The 15,257-nt window shown below is 66.3% G+C and carries 15 protein-coding genes; 6 read left to right on the forward strand and 9 right to left on the reverse strand.

The annotated features are described in order from the left end of the window. Window positions 1–240: hypothetical protein (locus tag OZN99_RS11915; RefSeq protein ID WP_270935441.1), on the reverse strand; the 240-nt coding region annotated here is incomplete at its 3' end. 23 nt (window positions 241–263) lie between these two features. Then, window positions 264–410 carry a hypothetical protein gene (locus OZN99_RS11920; RefSeq protein ID WP_270935442.1) on the reverse strand — a complete coding sequence of 49 codons (147 nt, stop codon included), beginning with the start codon at window positions 408–410 and terminating at the stop codon, window positions 264–266. 191 nt (window positions 411–601) lie between these two features. Here OZN99_RS11920 and OZN99_RS11925 point away from each other — a divergent pair, with 191 nt between their 5' ends. The 3 genes from OZN99_RS11925 (at window position 602) to OZN99_RS11935 (ending at window position 2,975) form a co-directional block, all read left to right on the forward strand. Continuing rightward, entirely contained in the window at window positions 602–1,027 is a 426-nt protein-coding gene (locus OZN99_RS11925; RefSeq protein WP_270935443.1) for a hypothetical protein, read from the forward strand. A gap of 209 nt (window positions 1,028–1,236) precedes the next feature. Beyond that, window positions 1,237–1,965, forward strand: coding sequence for a hypothetical protein (locus tag OZN99_RS11930; protein WP_270935444.1), 729 nt, complete (start codon window positions 1,237–1,239; stop codon window positions 1,963–1,965). A gap of 311 nt (window positions 1,966–2,276) precedes the next feature. Next, window positions 2,277–2,975 carry a hypothetical protein gene (locus tag OZN99_RS11935; protein ID WP_270935445.1) on the forward strand — a complete coding sequence of 233 codons (699 nt, stop codon included), beginning with the start codon at window positions 2,277–2,279 and terminating at the stop codon, window positions 2,973–2,975. A 290-nt stretch (window positions 2,976–3,265) separates the two neighbouring features. On the opposite strand, the gene tnpC is transcribed toward OZN99_RS11935, so the two are convergent. From tnpC to tnpA, 3 genes are all read right to left on the reverse strand, one after another. Continuing rightward, window positions 3,266–4,777 carry an IS66 family transposase gene (tnpC, locus tag OZN99_RS11940; protein ID WP_270935455.1) on the reverse strand — a complete coding sequence of 504 codons (1,512 nt, stop codon included), beginning with the start codon at window positions 4,775–4,777 and terminating at the stop codon, window positions 3,266–3,268. Between the two features lie 115 nt (window positions 4,778–4,892). Then, a complete protein-coding gene (tnpB, locus tag OZN99_RS11945; RefSeq protein WP_270935446.1) occupies window positions 4,893–5,240 on the reverse strand; it encodes an IS66 family insertion sequence element accessory protein TnpB in 348 nt (115 codons plus the stop codon). After that, the gene (gene tnpA, locus OZN99_RS11950; RefSeq protein WP_270935448.1) at window positions 5,237–5,665 is read right to left on the reverse strand and encodes an IS66-like element accessory protein TnpA; all 429 of its coding nucleotides are present in this window, start codon (window positions 5,663–5,665) and stop codon (window positions 5,237–5,239) included. Before tnpA ends, tnpB begins: the two co-directional genes overlap by 4 nt. A gap of 147 nt (window positions 5,666–5,812) precedes the next feature. On the opposite strand from tnpA, the gene OZN99_RS11955 reads away from it, so the two are divergent. After that, window positions 5,813–6,031 carry a hypothetical protein gene (locus OZN99_RS11955; RefSeq protein ID WP_270935449.1) on the forward strand — a complete coding sequence of 73 codons (219 nt, stop codon included), beginning with the start codon at window positions 5,813–5,815 and terminating at the stop codon, window positions 6,029–6,031. Between the two features lie 355 nt (window positions 6,032–6,386). On the opposite strand, the gene OZN99_RS11960 is transcribed toward OZN99_RS11955, so the two are convergent. The 4 genes from OZN99_RS11960 to OZN99_RS11970 all read right to left on the reverse strand — a co-directional run bounded on the left by OZN99_RS11960 (window position 6,387) and on the right by OZN99_RS11970 (window position 9,248). Further along, on the reverse strand, window positions 6,387–7,559 hold the full coding sequence (locus OZN99_RS11960) for a tyrosine-type recombinase/integrase (protein WP_270935450.1): 1,173 nt from the start codon (window positions 7,557–7,559) through the stop codon (window positions 6,387–6,389). Between the two features lie 17 nt (window positions 7,560–7,576). Beyond that, complete coding sequence (locus OZN99_RS33535) at window positions 7,577–7,885, reverse strand: helix-turn-helix domain-containing protein (protein WP_408611829.1); 309 nt, start codon at window positions 7,883–7,885, stop codon at window positions 7,577–7,579. Between the two features lie 63 nt (window positions 7,886–7,948). Continuing rightward, window positions 7,949–8,392 (reverse strand): hypothetical protein, encoded by a 444-nt coding sequence (locus OZN99_RS11965; protein ID WP_270935451.1) that lies wholly within the window; start codon window positions 8,390–8,392, stop codon window positions 7,949–7,951. A 451-nt stretch (window positions 8,393–8,843) separates the two neighbouring features. Further along, the gene (locus OZN99_RS11970) at window positions 8,844–9,248 is read right to left on the reverse strand and encodes a hypothetical protein (RefSeq protein WP_270935452.1); all 405 of its coding nucleotides are present in this window, start codon (window positions 9,246–9,248) and stop codon (window positions 8,844–8,846) included. A 386-nt stretch (window positions 9,249–9,634) separates the two neighbouring features. On the opposite strand from OZN99_RS11970, the gene OZN99_RS11975 reads away from it, so the two are divergent. Together OZN99_RS11975 and OZN99_RS11980 are read left to right on the forward strand one after the other, a co-directional pair. Next, entirely contained in the window at window positions 9,635–13,054 is a 3,420-nt protein-coding gene (locus tag OZN99_RS11975) for a hypothetical protein (RefSeq protein ID WP_270935453.1), read from the forward strand. Window positions 13,055–13,980: 926 nt separating this feature from the next. Then, on the forward strand, window positions 13,981–15,012 hold the full coding sequence (locus OZN99_RS11980; RefSeq protein ID WP_270935454.1) for a helix-turn-helix transcriptional regulator: 1,032 nt from the start codon (window positions 13,981–13,983) through the stop codon (window positions 15,010–15,012). Window positions 15,013–15,257: the final 245 nt, after the last annotated feature.

Consider the following 15,257-nt stretch of genomic DNA (forward strand, 5'->3'; position numbering starts at 1 on the left):
GAAGCGGTGACCCTCCGGCAGGAACGGACGCGCCGACGCCGCGCCCGCCCGCCAGGCGGCCTCGATGGCAAGGCAGCGCCGCGTCACCGGCGCCGCGACGCTCTCCGGCACGCCGCGCACGCCTTCCTGCAGCACCATCGGCTGGCACCAGGGGGCGTCGAACGCGGCCGGGGACGGCGCGCCGCGCAGCGCGGCCGCGAGAATGCGCGCACCGAGCTCCTCCCAGCAGAACTCGCACATGCGGCGCGCTCCTGCCCGTCCCGTCAGCTCTTCTGGTGCAGGTTCATGAAGTTGCCGCTGCCGTACTGCATAGTCAGCAGGTCGCGGGCATGCGACCAGTTTTTGGCCTGGATCTGCACCTTCTGCAGCCCGCCGCCGGGCAGCTTGATGGTGGCCTCGTAGATGTTCATCGCGGTGATCCCCGTCTTTCCTCGGCCAGCACGATGCGGACCTGCGGGAAGCATCGCCCACGAGCCTGTCATGCCGTGACAGGGCACCATGCGAGACCCGCAGTGGAATGGCGGAGAAGCGGATTGATCCGGTTCCTTGACATCGAAGCGAGTGGCTTAGGCTCCTACAACTTTCCTGTGGGATCGCCTGGGTGGACGAGGCCGGCCTGGGCGAGAGCCGCCTGATCCGCCCCGCGCTGGGCCGGACCCCGTGGCCGGCTAAGGCCGAGGCGCTGCACGGCATTGCGCGCGCGATGCTGGCGGCCGAGGGCGCCAACCACCGCGGGGTCGCGCGCCGTGCCGCCGCCGCCGCCTTCGCGGCGGCCGAACGGGTGGTCAGCGACGCGCCGGAATGGGACCGGCACTGCCTCGACCGGCTGTCGGAGGCTGTGAGGCTGCCACGGATCGGGCGGATCATCGGCCTGTCTGACGCGACCGGCGCGGGCATCGCGACCGGGACCGGCAAGGCCGGAAGCGGTCCCGTCATGGCAAGGCGTCGGCAGCGTGCGCGGCCGGATGCGGAGAGGCTGCGTCGACGGTTCCTCCTGCTGACGTGCAGGCGGACGAGCCGGTCGTGACGGCCCGACCCAGGGACGCCAATCGACAGGTGCGGCCGACAATCACTGCGGTACGTTCCATGTTGAGATCAGTTGCGGTTACGTCCCGACGCGGGTAGCTACGCTCGATGCCCCCTGAGTGCGACGCGCCGGACGCCGGCGGAACTCGTCCTTCGCGACTTGAGAAGGGGAGAGGCCAACGGACACGCAGCCCTTCTGCGGCTCCGACCGTGAGCGCCGACCGCCTAGAGGTTACCAGGGAAAATGGCGGACGCCGGGCCGTTGAAGGATCCGCGACCACGCCCGACACCCGTGGGAAGCTTCTCCAGCATTTTGAGGTGACGGGTCCTGTCGTCTTCGAGCCTGACGGGATCGTGGTAAAGGGCGATTGTCGTCCGCGTGCCGGCGTTCGGCTCCGCCGCCTGCCTGTCCGCTTCGCCTGTGTCGAGGGGGTCTTCGACTGCTCGGCCCTCGGGCTGGAGACGCTCGACGGGGCGCCCACTGTCGTGGGAGACGACCTGCTCTGCCAGTACAATGCGCTGAGGACGTTGGGGACTGTCCCCCTGCGTGTCAGGGGCGACGTGAGGGCAGAGGGCAATCCGCTCGATGTCAGTCAGCCTCTGCTCGTAGCCGGCTCGTCCATCGGGCGTCTGTTCTGCTCTCCGTCACCGGATGAGAAGGGCGAATTCGGAGGCGTCTTCCGCATGGCCCGCAATCTGGCACCGGGCATGGTACGCCAGGCGCTGCTCGTCGAGTATCACCCGCGCCTGCCCATACTGAGTTTGCTCGCGCGCCCTTTTCACGCGGGCTTCGTTGCCTTGCTGTTCAACGGCCCACACGTCGTCGACCAGCTGTTGGAGACATACGCCGTGATGTTTCGGGAACAGAAACACCGTGCGCTGCTGCAAATGCAGCGTGTCTTGACAACAGAAGGCTTCGCCGAGAACGCGAAAGTGTAATCAGGGACCGGGTCGTGTCGCCATCAGACAGGGCTCGTCAAGGGCTCACATTCATCAATCTAACGACCCGCCTTCCGATCGGGCAGGAACTCGCAGCCGAGCTGGAAGGCCGACTCAATCCTGCTTTTGGCGCATGGCGCGGACGCTCCCGCGGTGCCGCGAGGGCCCGCAGGGAGGCGAATCCGATCCCGATCCTCCTCCTCGGCGAGGCCGACTACCGTGCCAGCCGCCCGCCGACCCTGCCGGCACTCGCACGGAAAGACCATACCCGCGCTGCCGAGGAGCGGCCTGGGCACCAAGCCGTACCAGACATGGACGCGCTCGCGTACTATGCACCCCACCACTGGCGGCTGCACCGCCCGGCGATCGTCATGTGCCCGGAACTGCTCCTCGAAGCCGCGCTCGGCTTGCGGGACGTCGCGCGGGCCGCCGGCCATCCCGGCAAGGTGGTCGAACTGTATCCGGTCATCCTCGCCGCGGTGACGATTCACGAACTGGCGCATGCGGCGATGTGTTCTGAGGCACACTTGCCCTGTTCCGTCGATCGCGACTGGGCGGCGGTCTCGACTGCGATAGACGGCAGCGACAAGCAGCACGGCCTGGACGCGCTGCGGGCGGCGACCAACTTCAACCATGCTTGCGCCTGCAGCTGGCGGCACGCAGCGGCAGCGCCGCTCCCATCTAAGTGGGAGATCGTCGAGGAGAGCCTGGCGACGGCCATTGCACTCGCCCATTTCCCACCGGGTCCGGCCCGATCCTTCCTCGATGCCTGGGTGGAGAAGCAGTCGCCACCGTACCGCGCAGGGTTGCTCTGGCAGCTTGACCTCGGCCGTCTGGTGGACGCCGGGCAGGACTGGGCGCGGCTTAAGTCCCTACTTCTCCGCTCCGGCGCGGGCGATCCTACGGCGGAGCAAGTGCTGCGCGCGTTGGCGGCGCAGCTTCGCGACGGGCAGCCTATCACCGCGCTGCCGAATTTTGGGGGAACAGCTTTGATGGCTGGCGGTGCCTGACCATTCCTCGACGAATGCAGAGCAACATCGGTGTAGCCGACAATGCGTTCGCCACGCGCTGAAGGAGATCTTCTCACTACTGCTCCGCAGCGTCGTGGCGCGCAGATTGCTGGCTGGATCGTGGACAACCCAGATGACGACTCACACCTGCCGTAGGTCGCGGCCACATTTCGACGATAACAGGACAGGCGGGCTGCCGAGTGCGCCCTGAAGTCGGCGCAGGAGGCCGTGTGATGAAAAAGCTAACCCAGTAGTAAGCGTTGCTCTGCGGCCCTTGCTGTTGCGGCGGCTCAGGCTTGGCCTGTTTTCGCCCAGCACCACGGCATGAGTTCGTCGATGCGACTTTGCGGCCAGCGCTCGACGAGGCGCGTGAGCAGGTCGGTCAGGTAGCGCTGCGGATCGACGCTGTTGAGCTTGCAGGTCTCGATCAGCGAGGCGATGGCGGCCCAGGCCTCGGCGCCCTCGTCGCAGCCTGCGAACAGCGCATTCTTGCGGCCGAGCACCACGGGCCTGGCGGCACGCTCGACGCTGTTGGTGTCGAGCTCGATGCGGCCGTCGCCGAGGAACCGCAGCAGGCCGTCGCGGTGGTTCAGCGCGTATCGGATGGCATCCGCCATCGTGCTGCGCGCCGGCAGCTTCGCCAGCGTCGCCTCGAACCAGGCGAACAGCGCCTCGACGAGCGGGCGGCTGCGCGCCTGTCGCACGGCCAGCCGCCGTTCGGGCGGGGCGCCACGGATCTCGGCCTCGATGGCATAGAGCGCGCCGATGCGGCGCAGCGCCTCCTCGGCGACCGGCGCCCTGGCCTTGAGCGCCAGGTCGTAGAACTGCCGCCGCGCATGGCTCCAGCAGAACGCCACGACCGCCGGGCCCGGACCCGTGGCCGGGGCAGCGAGCGTCTTGTAGCCGGCATAGCCGTCGCATTGCAGGATGCCGCGGTAGCCGCCCAGCAGCGCCCTGGCGTGCTCGCGCCAGCGGCCCGGGGCGTAGGTGTAGACGACTGCCGGCGGATCGCCGCCGCCCCAGGGCCGGTCGTCGCGCGCGATCGTCCAGAACCAGCCGGTCTTGGTCCTGCCGCGGCCCGGGTCCAGCACCGGCACCGAGGTCTCGTCGGCGAACAGCCGCGCCGAGGCCAGCAGGATTTCCTTCATCCGGCGCACCACGGGAACGGCCTCGGCGGCGCCGGTCCCGACCCAGGCCGCCAGCGTCGCGCGGTCCACGAGGATGCCCTGCCGCGCCAGGATCCCGGCCTGGCGATAGAGCGGCAGATGATCGGCGTAGCGCGAGACCATCACATGCGCGACCGTCGCCTCGGTCGGCAGCCCGCCCTCGACCAGGCGCGCCGGCGCGGGCCGCTGCACCACCACACCGGCGCAGGACCGGCAGGCGAGCTTCGGCCGCTTCGTCACGATCACCCGGAACTGCGCCGGGATCACGTCGAGCCGCTCCGAGGTGTCGGCGCCGATCTCCAACATCGCGGCTGCGCAGCACGGGCAGGCAGTGCTCTCCGGCGCCAGGACCAACTCGATGCGCGGCAGGTGCGCGGGCAGCGCGCCGCGGCTGGCCCGGCGCTTGGCGGTGCGTTCCTGCCGCAGGTCCGGATCGCGCTTCTCGGCCTCCGCGTCGGCCTTGGCGATCGCCGTCTCGAGGTCGGCGAGACCGAGTTCGAGTTGCTCCTCCGGCAGTCGCTCGGACTTCCGGCTGAACTGGTGGCGCTGCAGCTTCAGCAGAATGTGGCGGAGCCGGTCGTTCTGCGCCTCCAGCGCATCACGCGCGGCGCGAGCGTCGTCGCGCTCCGCCACCATCTCGATCAGGAGGGCGCGCAGGATCGTCGGATCGTCGGGGAGTGCGGCGATGTCGAGCGCGTCGGGCACAGCGGAATCGTCGCCGATCCTCTCGCGTCGCGCCAAGGGGAAAGCGCTACCCCGCGACCTCGGGCCGCGCCGTCCAGGCCGGCATGCGCCAGTCGATCCCTTCCAGCAGCATCGACAACTGCGCCGGCGTCAGCGACACCACTCCGCCCTGCGCAGCCGGCCATACGAACTTCCCGCGGTCGAGCCGCTTGGCGTAGAGGCAAAGGCCCTGGCCGTCCCAGAACAACAGCTTCACCAGGTGACCGCGACGCCCGCGAAAGGCGAACACGTGGCCGCTGAACGGGTCACGCCCCAGCACATCCTGCACAAGCCGCGCCAGCCCGTCGAAGCCCTGGCGCATGTCCGTCGGACCTGCCGCAAGCCAGACACGCACGCCCGCCGGTAGGCCGATCACGCCTCCAGCGCCGCCGCCAGCCGCGCGACCGCAGCGCCATCCGTCGTCGTCGCGACCCGCAGCACTCGCCCATTGCGCAGCACCACCTCGATCGGGGCGGGCGCGATGCCGGCGACGGGCGCTGGCTTGGGCTGCGGAGGCGCCGCATCGGGCGCCACGATGCGCACCGGCAGCAACTGCGGTCTCGCCGCCCGCCGGCTCGGAACCTCACCCCGTGCTGCGCGCCGCCAGCGATGCAGCAGGCTTGTGCAGATGCCGTGCCGTCGCGACACCGCCGTCACCGTCTCGCCAGGCTGCAGCGTCTCCGCCACGAGCCTGACCTTCTCCTCCGCACTGAAGCTTCGGCGCCCTTCGCCACGGGTGATGATCTCGACCCGCTCCGACACCACGCTGCCAGCACCGGTGCTGGCACCAGTGCCAAACATTCCTCTCGCCATCGCCACACCTCCGCGATGGCCTTCCTCTCAGCCCTCAACGCACCGCCGCAAGAAGGGCCGCTGGGCAACGCTTACACCCAGTACGTCGAATATGCCCCTTCGACGAGTGACGACCTACAGCACGACCTGCTGTAGGTGATCGAGAACGCAACCGAGATCGCGGCGACGGCGAGCTACACGCTACGCAAGGTTCGTGAGGCCACGAAAAGCGCAACGGAACACGAGAACAGAGAGGCGGACGTGGCAGTGAAGGATCTCCTGGAACTCGAGGACAGGGTCATGATCTTGGCAATGCAGATGACGGAATCGCCCACGGTCCTCTTCCACCTTGAGCGGTCGCAGGAGGAGCGCTGAGTGCCTCTGTCGTGCTGAGTTTGGCGCTCGGCGCGCACGACATCCCTGCCCCGAGCTCAAGCCTGCGCTCAGCAATGGCCTCTTGCGCCTCGACCATTCGGTCGACGGCGCTCATCACACCGAAATGTAGCTCATCGACGCTCCACCGGTCCTCGACCGCTCGGGTGAAGAGTGCTTCGATCTGCATCGTTACCGCCTTCGGCCCATACAGCCGTCCAACCGACTGCAGTTCATCGAGCGTGCGGACCTCCGCGAGGAGCTCTCGAATCGAGGGTCTCATCGACGCCAGTCTCCCTTCTGCAGGCTTACCTGTCCTCTAGACTGCGAGGCCTCATTGGCCCCAGAAGGCATGCAGCTAGGCCGCACTGACGTCATCGAGCCGCGCAACCGCATCGCGCGCAGTGTCTGTAGAAAGCCGACGAACGTAGCGGAGGGTGGTCTCCAGATCGGCGTGCCGCGACAGCTCCATTGCAAGATGCGGCACAACGCCGCGTCTCAACAGCTCGGTCGTCCAGTGCCCTTTGAGGTCGTGCAATCTGTAACCGGCATTCTCCAGGCCAGCGCGCTTGAGCGTCGCCCGCCAAGCCGTCTTCGGATGACGAATGGGGCGCGGCAGCGCGCCTTTATTTGGCGGTGTCCACACTAGGAGATGCTGTCGTCCGGCCGCTCGCGCCTCGGTAACGAGCCGCTCGAGGACGGGGCGCAAAGGCTTGGCGATTGGGATGGCGATGCCCTCACCGTTCTTCGACATATCGGCATCAAATCGGACGACACCGTCAACAAGATCTACGTGGCGTAGGGTCATCGACCAAATCTCACGCTGCCGCGCGGGCAACCAAGCACCCAGCATCATCCCGTCACGAAGGTGTTGTGGCGCCGCGTCCAACAGCCGCCGCAGATGCTCCGGCCTGATTGGGTTTGGCAGACGATCGGGCGGCGCCGCCCGCGGAAGCTTCGGCACTTCCTGCAGGGCTCGCAGCTGGCGTGCGTGCCGCAGCACGGCACCAATGCTGACGAGGTGATGGTGCACGGACTGCTCGGAGAGCAACCTGCCCTGCGGATGAGGCCGCCAGTACTTAGCCTGCTCACGACCCGCGTCCGGCAGACGCGGCCCCCCCACATAGATCTTCAGCGGTTCGCGCCGGAGATCAGCGAGCAAATGAACGAGCCGCCCTTCGGTGATTTCCGTTAGCGGCGTCTCCGCTGGCAGCAGGCGCAAGATACGAGACAGATGGTCCCGCCGATTCCTCCGATTGCCCGAGCCTTCTGGCAACGTTTCCAGGTAAGCGATGACCGCCTCACCAAAGAACTCGAGCATGCCCGGCTTGCCAGGCTTTGGCGTCTGCGCAGCCTCTTCTTGCAGGGTCTCCTTCAGAGCCTGCTCCGCCGCGATGGCACGCTTCGCCGCATCCCGGGACCGCTCCGTGATAGGGCGACCATCCTTACCACGAAGGACGTTGGTGATCCGGCGCCCATCAAGAGTAAAGTTCGCCCGCCACCTGCCGATCCGCCTGTCATACCGTGCCATAGTGCTGCCTAACCTCCTCAGAGACGGATACCGAGAGCGCGCAACCGGGCGTGCATCCCCACATGCGAGGGCGCGCTTCGGTTTTCGCGGCGGCGACGATCAAGAGGCACGGCACGCCTTCCCGAAGGCGGCCCCTGCTCGGCGCTCGAGGCGGTCAAGGTCTCTCGCAGCTTGTCTTCCGGGATGCGCACGCAACGGCCGAGTCGAACAGCCGGCAGTTGGCCGGAACTAACGGCTGCGTAGATCCACTTTTCAGACACCCGCAGAGCCTCCGCCGCGTCTCGAACGGTCAGCATCCTGATTTCACACGCACGTTTCTCACGCATGACTCAAAAGGTGGAGGTCGGCACCCGACGGCGCAATAACCCCATCGAAAAATCTTCTAAAGGCTAATCCGGCTCCTGCCGAGAGAGATGCGCCCTTTGAATACCGATTGAGAGGGCGCGGTCGGCATCCTCCCCTAAAATGAGTGCAACCGCCCTTGCTTGATCGATTGAAACTGTTTGATGAACCCGCAGCCGAACGCGACCATCTGATAGGGGGGCAAGCTCAAATCCTCTCGGAGCCTCCAATACGGCATTAATCGGCGGCATTAACTCAGAAGCCGACACGCCCAAAACCTTGCTCAATGCTTCTATTCGCGCAGGGGAAGGAAGATATCTGCCCCTCCTATAGCCTGAAATTAGACTTGGATGGGCCTTCACGCCGTGTAATGCGAGGCCGCGCACGACATCTACGTTGCCAAACCCTCGACTGGACATCCACTTGCTCAACTTGCGAGCAAATTCGATTTTAGCATCCTGAACAACACCGATGCTCTCAGGGTCGCTCATCTGGCTTGCCGGCGGTCCGTAAAGATGCGGCACGCGCGACCTTGGGGGGCGCTTTGGCGTTTCGGTCATGCGGCACAAGCTACAGCCGACACGCAAGCAGTCAAGTACGCGCTCACGATACTACTCCTTCTATTGCGCAGGCAGCTACCGCATTGGCGAACCGCCCACTTCGAGCCCTCAAAGATCCACTGCAAGCCATCGAGCGCCGGCTTCGAGCCCTCGAAGAGACGCTTCGAGCCCTCGAACTCCGCCGTCGAGCCCTCGAAGCTACATCTCGACCGCGAAACCGAAGGACCCCTAGCCGGGGTAGGTGCCTCGGCTGTGGTCGTCCGCGCAGTGGCCGAGCCCGAGTTCGCCACGATACGTCTCCGATACGCGTGGCGATGCTCCGCGTCCGGCTGGTCCACAAGCCGAGCGGGCCACGCGCAGCGGAGCCAGGCTGTGGTGCTCACTATCGTCCACCTGATGGCTGTCGATCGCGCTCCTTGATGGTCGCGCGCTTTCCGCGACGCTGCAGTTCCGACTTGATGCTGTCCGCCATCCTCCCCCTGTCACGCATGAAGCGTTCGGCATCAGTGCGCGCCCGGTCGACGAACGACAGCATGTGAGTCATTGCCTCGATCCGAGCGATGTGTGCACTGCCGGTCGGGGCCTCGCGCGCCTCCTCCGAAAGTCCATGGACCATCGCATCCTCTCGAAGGATGTACAGCCGCATCTGATGAACGGCGGATGCGAGAATAGAGGATGCCCTGGAAAAAGCAGGCCCCATTCGCCTGCAAGTGTGCAGGTGTGCCTGGAGCTCCTCGTTCGAACATGCACTCAGATCGAGGAACGCCGTCTTGGCATGGCCCAGCATTGGGGCCTGCGCCCGATCATCCATAGAGTCATCGCACACGTGACTGAACCGCCTCCTTCGGTAAACACGACGGCTCTGCTCGACTTATGGCAGGTGCCGTCCCCTCACACCTCTCGAGATGTCCGCCACGCCTATCGTGCGCAAGCAGAAACCGCCGGCCAAGGAGGCGAGTCGGTTAGTGTCTGCTTCGGGTGCCGTAGCTTCCTCGCCGTCCAAAGTTCGGCGTCACATGCCGCTTCCGCAGGCCCATCAAGCCCATCGGAAGGAGTGGCACTGAGGGTAGGGTGCATCCCGCGTGGGCGCCGCTCAGCAGTCACTCAGGTCCGCCATCGGCAATTGCTTGTGTTTCCAGAAGCCGCGGGAATGTCACAGGGCGGAGGTGCTCAATGCCCGAGACAAGATCTTCAAGCACTATCGGAACTATGTGCCCATCAGGGGAGACCGAACGGACTTCGAACGCGCTGACGCTGCTCCGCGCGAGCGGGCGTCTGCTCTGCAAGCGCTACGACGTGCACCGCAAAACAGGGGACATCATCCCCATACGCTTTCGTACCGGCACTTGGTTCGCCGCAGAGGTGCGGCATGTGAAAGACATACGAGAGCTATTCGAGCTCGCCCGAGAGCTGGAGGGTAAGCATGACCTCTGCGCAGTCAGCGGCGCGCTCGCGCCAACGGCCAACCCGAGGAAGACTCGCCGGCGCAAGGGTACCGAACTGGTGGACGTGCCGCGCGCATGGATGGTTTTCGATCTCGACGACGTCCCACGGCCGCCCACACTAGCCATGCCGGCTTCGCCGATCGATCTCGCGCGTGCACTTTACGAGATCCTCGTTGAGGCCCTGCCAGCGCTGCGTGATGTCAGTTGCGTAGTTCGGCTTTCGGCATCGGCCTTCCTTGCCGATCTTGCGCATACCGAAGCAGCGAAACACGGTCGAAGCCGCTGGAGTGGGATCGCGAAAAGCGGTCTTTCCGGCCACATCTGGATCTGGCTCAAGGCACCGCTCACCGAGGAAGAACGCCGCCGATTGATGAAGGCAGTGAACGAGCGGGTGGGCTACAAGCTGCTCGATCCCGCGATAGCCGGCATTAGCCAGCCTATCTGCACCGCAGCGCCAGCGTTCAGGGGCGGTCTGCTTGATCCTCTGGCGGGATGTCGAACGTTCCTTTTTGAAGGACCGCATGACGCGGCAACGCTCGATATTCCTTCCCCGGTCATAAGGCGGACAAAGCGACTGTCTGCTGTTCAATTGCAGCCGAAATTGCCGGTGACCGAATCTGCTGAATCGCATGAGCCGGAGATCAGAAACGAAGGCATCGAGGCGCGGCTGGCCGCAATCGGTCCGCAAGGGTTTCACGCGCCAATCCTGTCGGCAATCGGCGCACAGATCGCGGTTGAGGGCGCCGATCTCAATGTGGCTGAGCTCAAAGCCAAGCTCCGAAGACGAATTCGAATGGCCGATCCTGGCCAGCGTTCGGAGGATGTGATCGCTCGGTACCTCTCGGATGAGTACCTCGATCCCGCGATCAACGCGCTGCTCGCTCGGGAACTCGCAAAGCGATCTGCGAAGCGGGACCTTCACGATCGGGCTGAAGTCTCGCCGGAGCACCCTGGTCCCGCCATGGCACTCGCAGACGCCGAAGCCGCCTTGTGCGCGTCGCTCGATCGCTTCGAGCGAGATGTGTCGGACGGCCAGCGTGTTCGCCTGATGATTGGTGCATCAGCTGGGCTCGGAAAGACCACGCGAGTTATCCAAAGGATCCTGGCTCTGATCGCGGCAGCCCGTCGCGGCGGTTGGAGTGGTGCGGCTGTGATCGCGCTGCCGCGACACGCGCTCATTGACGAGGTTGCGGGTACCCTCCGCGACCTGCATCCCGGTCTCAGAGTGCGCGTCTGGCGGGGCAGAGACGCTCCTGACCCTGATGTGCGTGGCGCTCGCATGTGTCTCTGGCCGGAGCTGCCGCACGCCGCCCTGGATGCCGGCTTCTCCGCAGAAGCAGTCTGCGCGACCTGCGCGCTCCGCGAGCAGTGTGGATACCGACGACAAGAGCGTGGGCCAGCTGACATTTGGATCGTAACTCACCATTGGCTCTTCCGGCCTTTGCCGGAGGGGTTGCCTCCCGCGTGCCTGGTGATAACCGACGAGGCTTGGTGGTCGGCCGGGCTGATCGGTCTTGATGCAAACGAGCCTTGCGACCTGCCGGTGTCTGCTTTGCTCTCCGGTACGACGGGCGATCTGCCCTCGGACCTGAGCGAGCGACTGCTACATCTCCGAGGTCGCATGGCGGCGGCGGTCGCCCGCTGCATTGGGATGCCCCGGCTGCAAAGGGCCGCCCTCGAGGCAGAGGGGCTGACAGCGCACGATCTTTGCGACCTCGCTAGCCTGGAGCGCCGCTCAAGAGAGCCAATGCCGGATCTGCCTTCGGATCCTGGTCACGCAGAGGCGATGCTGAGAGCGCATTCTACGCGACGGTTCGCCGAGCGCCGTGCGCTTCTCTCGGATCTCGCCGCCGAGCTCGCAGGCAGCACCTCTGCGGAGACAGAGTGCATACGGGTCCGTGGCTCTAATCCTGATTCTTTTTCCGAGCGAGGCGTGATCGAGCTAGCGTGGCGCCGTGAGTTGGCCGGCTGGGTCACGCGAGCACCTATGCTCATTCTAGACGCCACTACTCGGCCGGGCGTCGTATGGCCCTGGATGAGTGATGCGGAGTTGCAATACCTGCACCTTGAAGTGGAGATGCCAACGGCCACGGTCAGACAGGTGGTCGGACGGGAATGGAGTCGTCGCTTCCTGACGTCGCACCCCGAGGCGATCGCCGAACTCGCGACGCTAGTCGTTGTTGAACTGGCACGCTCCAAGGGTGACGTGCTTGTCGTCGTCCAAGCGGCGGCGGAGGACTTGCTCCGCGCCGAGCTCATTCGGCAGCTTCGAGGGACGTTGCCCGCGCGTTTGCACTTGACTCATCATGGCGGGCTCACAGGCACAAATGCATATGCAACAGCGGAGCGTGTCATCGTAGTCGGACGACAGGCTCTGAGCGTTGACGCAGCGGAGCGCATAGCTGCGGTCCTTCGAAATGGCATGTCGGATGGTCCACGGCTTGCTTCATGCGACGCGGACGTGCTGTGGCCCGTCAGAGCCGCGGGCATCCGGTTGGCGCGAGGTACTGGCTTGGAAGTACGGCAGCCAACTCACCCAGACGCGCTGGTGAATGATGTACGAATGACTGTTTCGGAGGGTTCGGTCATTCAGGCCGCGGCTCGCATACGTTCAGTACGACGCGAGGATCCGACCGCGATAACGATCCTAGGTGAGCTTGCACTTCCATTGACTGTGCATGAAGTTTGTCATTGGGAACGCGCACGACCGGACCGCCTCGTAATTGCCGGTGCCAGATCAGCTCTGAGCCGTACACCGCTGCTGATGTCTCCTGAATGGCTGCACAAGTGTCACCCCGATCTGTGGGAAACAGAAACCGCAGCTCGACGTCACCTAGAGGCGAACTGGAGCGGCGAAATTCCCCCCGTTTTCCTTGTAAGGGATGCCCTTAAAGGGCTCGGGGGGTTTATTCCGATGGTGGCTGTGGAATACCGCACTGAAGGCTCCCGGGGACGGTGGTCGCGCGCCCTGGTACCGGCGGGCACCGATCCGCTGACATCGCTGCAGAGGGTCCGGCCGCAAGTGATCGCAGTGCGTTCGGGCGACCAGGAGGAGGAGGCGACGGCGCAGTCCTCCAGCGCGCCTCGGCTGGTCGCCTCTGGCACACCAATGGATGACGAACCGGGCGCAGCGGCCTGTGCTGCATGACCTGAACGTCGCTCAGCGGGGGGGACGCTAACAGTGCCGGGATGGAGCTGTGCCAACGTTACCCAAGAGCGGCCAGATCCACGCAATCCTTGTCGCGTCTACCTTCGCGGGAGCACCCCGGCTCAACGTAAGCGTCAGCGGAACGCCCCTCCCGCAGCGTCCGCTGGCGCTTATACCAGTAGGCGGTGTCGGCCCAGACATCGCCGGCGGTGTTGTCGGCGCTGACCGCCTCCACCAGCCGCACCCCGTCACGTGGCCATGGCGCGGCCAGTAGCACTGGGCCGCGGTAGTCTGCCGCGGGCCGCTTCTGTTGAAAATGAGCTCGGCTGAGCGGTCCTGGGGGTTGGCGCCTGTACGGGGCGGGTGATCGGAGGCCAGGCTGTCCTGACCCTGCTGCGTCAGTTGGCGGGTGCCGGCGTGGGCAGTCGGACCAGCTTCGCGAGCTTGCGGAGGTTCTGCGCGGCGACGGCAAGGTGGAACATAAGCCCGGCGACGAGGTCGTTCTTCCGGCGCCGGCGCTGAATGTGCCGGGTCAGTCTGGGGCGCGAGGCTTCGGGCTGACGTTATGGATAGCGTTAACGACGACGCGAAGGGCGTCGGGCATCGCCGGATCAAGGTTCTGACGGGCCTCGGCCGTCGGCGGAGATGGTCGGACGACGACAAGGGTCGGATCATCGCCGAAAACAAGAGGAAGGGCTGAGAGCGCGTCCGCTGCAATCTACCTTCTGCAGCCGCGCCCGCTGGAACGAGCACATGCTGACCGCAGCGCAGCATGACCTCTGACTGGCTGAACGGGCGAAGCGCGGCCCGACGGTTGAGAGGAAGGCGGCCGCGTTCCGCCGCTCACGCCGACTCGCTTCACACCCGCTCCGGCCAGGATCTATGATCTGCCGTCGGAATAAGCCGCTCCGCCACGCCCGAGCCACATGCCGGACCGCCACGAGAAGCTCGCCCAGGCCGTCGATCTAGTCCTGACGCTGGCTGCCACCCGCTACGGCCGGAGCATGGCGGAGCTGACCGCGCAGTTCAGCTGCGGGCGCCGCACGATCGAGCGCCTCTTCGCCGCGCTTCGCCAAGCCGGGCTGGACGTCGAGGAGGTGCCCTCCGACCTCCGTGAGAAGCGGTGGCGCATCCCGCAGAGCCGCCTGCTCGGTGCCGTGCGTCTGTCGGCCGAGGAGGTTGCGGAGATCGATGCGGCAGGCAAGCGCCTCGCCCGCGCCGGCTACGCGGCCCGCGCGAACCTGCTCGCTGCGACCGCCACCAAGTTGCGCGCCATGATGGACGAGGCGGCGCGCCGCCGCGCCGAGCCGGATGTGGAGGCGCTGCTCGCCGCCGAGGGCCTTGCCTCGCGCCCCGGCCCGCGGATCGGGCTGGCCGACGGCGTGATCGAGACGCTCCGGCACGCCCTCCTCGCCGCCCGCCGCGTGCGCATACGCTACCGCAACGCGGGAGGGGAGGAGCGCGAGCACCTGGTGGAGCCCTGTGGCCTGCTCTACGGCGACCGGCCGTATCTGCTCGGCCTCGTCGTCGGCAAGGCGGAGCCGGTCACATGGCGCCTCGACCGCGTCATCTCGCTCGAGGTCACGGGCGAAGCCTTCGCCCCGCGCGCGGGGCATGACGTGGCGTCGCTGATGGCGGACTGCTTCGGCATCTGGCGCGACACGCCGGTGCAGGTGGTGCTGCGCTTCGCGCCGTCCTCGGCGGCCGATGCCGCGAACTGGGTCTTCCATGCCAGCCAGACGCAGGAACGCGCGCCGGACGGCGCGCTGATGGTCCGCTTCCGTGCCGGCGGCCTGCGGGAGATGGCCTTCCACCTCGCCACCTGGGGCGAGGCAGTGGAGGTGCTGGAGCCGCCCGCCCTGCGGGAGGAACTGGTCAACCTCGGCCGCCTGCTGCTCCGCAGGCACGGCGCGGAGGCGACATCGGACGAGCGCCTCCCTGGCCCCAAGGCAGCCTGACCACCCCGGCCCCATCATCGCCCGGGTCGTTGCCGATCTGCGTCCGCTTTTGACGCACACGCGTTCCATTCTCCACGCGCACCCAACCGGCTCGGGGAGAATGGCATGAACACGACGCTTTTCGCGGCGCCGGCGGCGGAGCCGCTCGCCTCCTTCCGCCGCCACGTCTCGGCGCCCGTGCCCTGGCACGCGGCGCACGCCGCCCGCCGGGCGACCGTCGCGCTCGCCCCCGCGGTGGAGGCGCG

Origin of the sequence: Falsiroseomonas oryzae (assembly GCF_027856955.1) — a bacterium.
Taxonomy (GTDB): Bacteria; Pseudomonadota; Alphaproteobacteria; order Acetobacterales; family Acetobacteraceae; genus Falsiroseomonas; species Falsiroseomonas oryzae.